Genomic DNA, 2,835 nt, shown 5'->3' with positions numbered 1-2,835 from the left:
TTTTCCATAGAAATAATAAAGAAACGGGTCTTCTGGGCCCGTTTTTTTATGCTTTTTCACGTTTCATACAGTTTTTCCTTTTATGACAGTTCCTTTATCTTATAGGATTGTTCTATTCTCCACTGGTTTATCTACCGTCATTGTGAATGAATCTCACTCTTAATCCATAGCTTTTTCTCTTGTTTTTATGAAATGTTTCTATTGTGCGGGGATCGTGGTTTCCTTTGAAAATATTTTGCTAATAAAAATACAATTCTTTGATTTATAGTCAGTTATTCCTAATACAGTTCTGTTTTTTCATTTCAGATTTATGCCTGCACCGTTAAAAAATCCTGGGTTTGTGCTTCATAAGGTGAGAGGTCACTACGGTTTTTATGAACCAACGCAATCATTAAAAGTCAGTAGTTAAGAGTTAGTACCTATTGAGCGTTGGAAAGACAGAATTGAAAAGAGCATGATGGGGCTGGTTTGTTTTTTATGAATAAGATGCTGGTATTTCAAGCTTTTGCATAGAGGAATAAGCATCTCTCTGTTTAGTTGATCTCTGAAATGGGGAGACTGCTCCATTTGAGAAGCTTAAAGATAAAAGCTAATTTTTCGCCTTGCTCTCATCTTTTTTTCGGTAAGCTCATCACCTAAACTGGAGCCAAACCCATGTTGTTATACTCAAGTTCTGTTTGTTGCCTATATTGTGACAGAAAATTCTTGAGTAGGGAGCAATTTTTGAGCTAAGGGGACCATGACAGGTAGCCAAAAAATCATGACGAGACAATAGGCGTGCTTGTGTTAGAATTTTTAATGCTTCTGATGATAAAGGCACGCGAAATTCTGTTGTAGCTTCATGCTTTCTTTTCATATTTTCGAGCCAAGGATTTTCCATATATTCTCTTCAACTTGACCTTTATGCATAGGACATAAGGGCATTGAGAGGGTGGGAATTGGGGGGCATTGAGAGGCAGGGAGGAGCCAGCTTGCTTTTTTATTAAACGTAAAGATAAGAGGTTTTATGTAAGGCTCCCATTACATTGCTTGTTTATGCGCTTCTTTAAAAGAAATATTTTGTAATACAAAATTCTTGGCTATGCTATTTATGAAGAGTATAAAATCATTTGGATATCAATAGATTATTTAAAAAATGTACGTTGGTATGATCCTTTTCTTATGTTACCAAAGTTATTGACTTACGCGTTGGTTAAAAATCTCTCTTCATGCTCCTAAATTCATTTCATGAAAGTGTTTGTGAAGAGTGTATAAAAATTTCTCGTGAGACGTGAAAAATCATCAATAAAACTCCATGTGTTCAAAAAATAACGAATGGCTTTTTATATTTAAAAGATTTAAAACGTCTCACGTTTTTTATTTATTTTAGAGCTGAATATTCGATTTTTGTGTAAAAATACTTCCCAGCACATCTATGATTCGTGAAAAATCAAGCGCTAATAAGAAAATGATGAAGATAATCCACTTCGTATAGCGTGACATCATTTTTACACTTTTATACGTTGTGATGATTTCTTGTAGGACTTCTTTTTCCTTTTCTGTAAGCTCTGTTTGTTTTTCCGTTTTTTTTCTAGCCATGTTTCCACCCACACATGTGTTCCCCTTGTTTGTTATGCTTTAAAATATCTCTTGCGAGATTTGAACTGATGATATTGAGATCTTTGTTGTCTAAATAAATGGGCATCCAACCAACGCAAGAAAAATGCTCATTGATTGTTTTTATCGCGCAACCAGTGAGTAAGAGAAGCGCGTACATCAGCATCACTTTTTTGATTAATTTCATTTTCCACCTCTAGCCGTGTTGTTGATGACTTTAGCGTTTTTTCTATTTGCTTTTGTTGTTCAACCTTCTTTCCAAGAGTGAAAGCTTTTGCTAAAGCGATAAAAAAAGCGGTCAGAGCCGCTCCTGTTATCATTAGATTTTTTTTCAACCACCACATCATAAGCGCTGCTCCCGAAACCGTTTTGCCACAAAGAAAATGCCAACGCAGGCGGCTAAAACCATAATGGTTGCTAATGCCCATTGGATGGGACCATTGCCTGCCAATAAGCCTCCAAGTCCAGAAAAAGAACCAATAATCGGTGTAAGCGCTTCTGCTTTGAAAAATCCTGTTGGTGCTTGCGTTTCTACAGTTTGATAGTTGGAAGAAACATAAGCCCCTTTTGCCCATAATCCCGATTCTGCTGCACGACGGTGCACTAAACCGTGAAGACGTTTTCCTCCTGCTTTAGTCCACTTTTGTAACTCAGCAGGGACAGCCTCATATTCGCCATTATTGAGCTTTTTTAGAAGGGTCGAATTACAAAAAGCCGATGTTCCTATATTATAGCAAAACGATACGAGCGCGGCGAATTGTTCATCCGTTAAAGAAACTGTCACATGTTTTTCAACGGTATTTTCAAATTGTCTTAAATCTTGAGAAAGAATTTCTTCTGCTTGTTTTTCAGTAATGATCATGCCCTTGTGAACGAACGGTTGGCCAGCCGTGGTGGTATGGCCATAGCCGATTGTCCACACCCCGATGGAATCTTTATAGGCTTGTAAACGCAATCCTTCCCATTGTTTAATGAGTGCAAGCCCTGCTGATGATATTTTTCTCATTTACTTCTCCATAAAATAAAGCCTCACGTTAACGTGAGGCTGGTTGACAGATTAAAAATGAATTTTTTCACGCTTCAAAAACAGAAAAGAAGAAAAAATTAATTAAATCAAAATGTTACCTGTGTAATTCTAGGGGGCATGGTTGGATGTGGTCATATTTTCCGTTGGGAGAGTGTTGTTGTTGGTTTTGAGACCCGTTCCCATGGGGTGGTTTGTTGATCGCGTCTTATTGG

Annotated in this window: 5 protein-coding genes; all 5 read right to left on the bottom strand. The window is 37.1% G+C overall.

What is annotated here, in order from left to right:
* Positions 1–631 precede the first annotated feature (631 nt).
* Positions 632–880 carry a hypothetical protein gene (locus ACFIO3_RS11035; protein WP_375686480.1) on the bottom strand — a complete coding sequence of 83 codons (249 nt, stop codon included), beginning with the start codon at positions 878–880 and terminating at the stop codon, positions 632–634.
* Positions 881–1,365: 485 nt separating this feature from the next.
* Positions 1,366–1,578: a hypothetical protein gene (locus ACFIO3_RS11030; protein WP_375606491.1), complete on the bottom strand. Its 213-nt coding sequence runs from the start codon at positions 1,576–1,578 to the stop codon at positions 1,366–1,368.
* The gene (locus tag ACFIO3_RS11025; RefSeq protein ID WP_375606490.1) at positions 1,571–1,783 is read right to left on the bottom strand and encodes a hypothetical protein; all 213 of its coding nucleotides are present in this window, start codon (positions 1,781–1,783) and stop codon (positions 1,571–1,573) included. The genes ACFIO3_RS11030 and ACFIO3_RS11025 overlap by 8 nt, the downstream gene beginning before the upstream one ends.
* Complete coding sequence (locus ACFIO3_RS11020; protein WP_375606489.1) at positions 1,707–1,943, bottom strand: hypothetical protein; 237 nt, start codon at positions 1,941–1,943, stop codon at positions 1,707–1,709. The genes ACFIO3_RS11025 and ACFIO3_RS11020 overlap by 77 nt, the downstream gene beginning before the upstream one ends.
* Complete coding sequence (locus tag ACFIO3_RS11015) at positions 1,940–2,602, bottom strand: lysozyme (protein ID WP_375606488.1); 663 nt, start codon at positions 2,600–2,602, stop codon at positions 1,940–1,942. The genes ACFIO3_RS11020 and ACFIO3_RS11015 overlap by 4 nt, the downstream gene beginning before the upstream one ends.
* Positions 2,603–2,835: the final 233 nt, after the last annotated feature.

This window comes from Bartonella sp. AD328YNZD, assembly GCF_042196425.1.
This window is presented reverse-complemented; position numbering and strand designations above follow the sequence as displayed.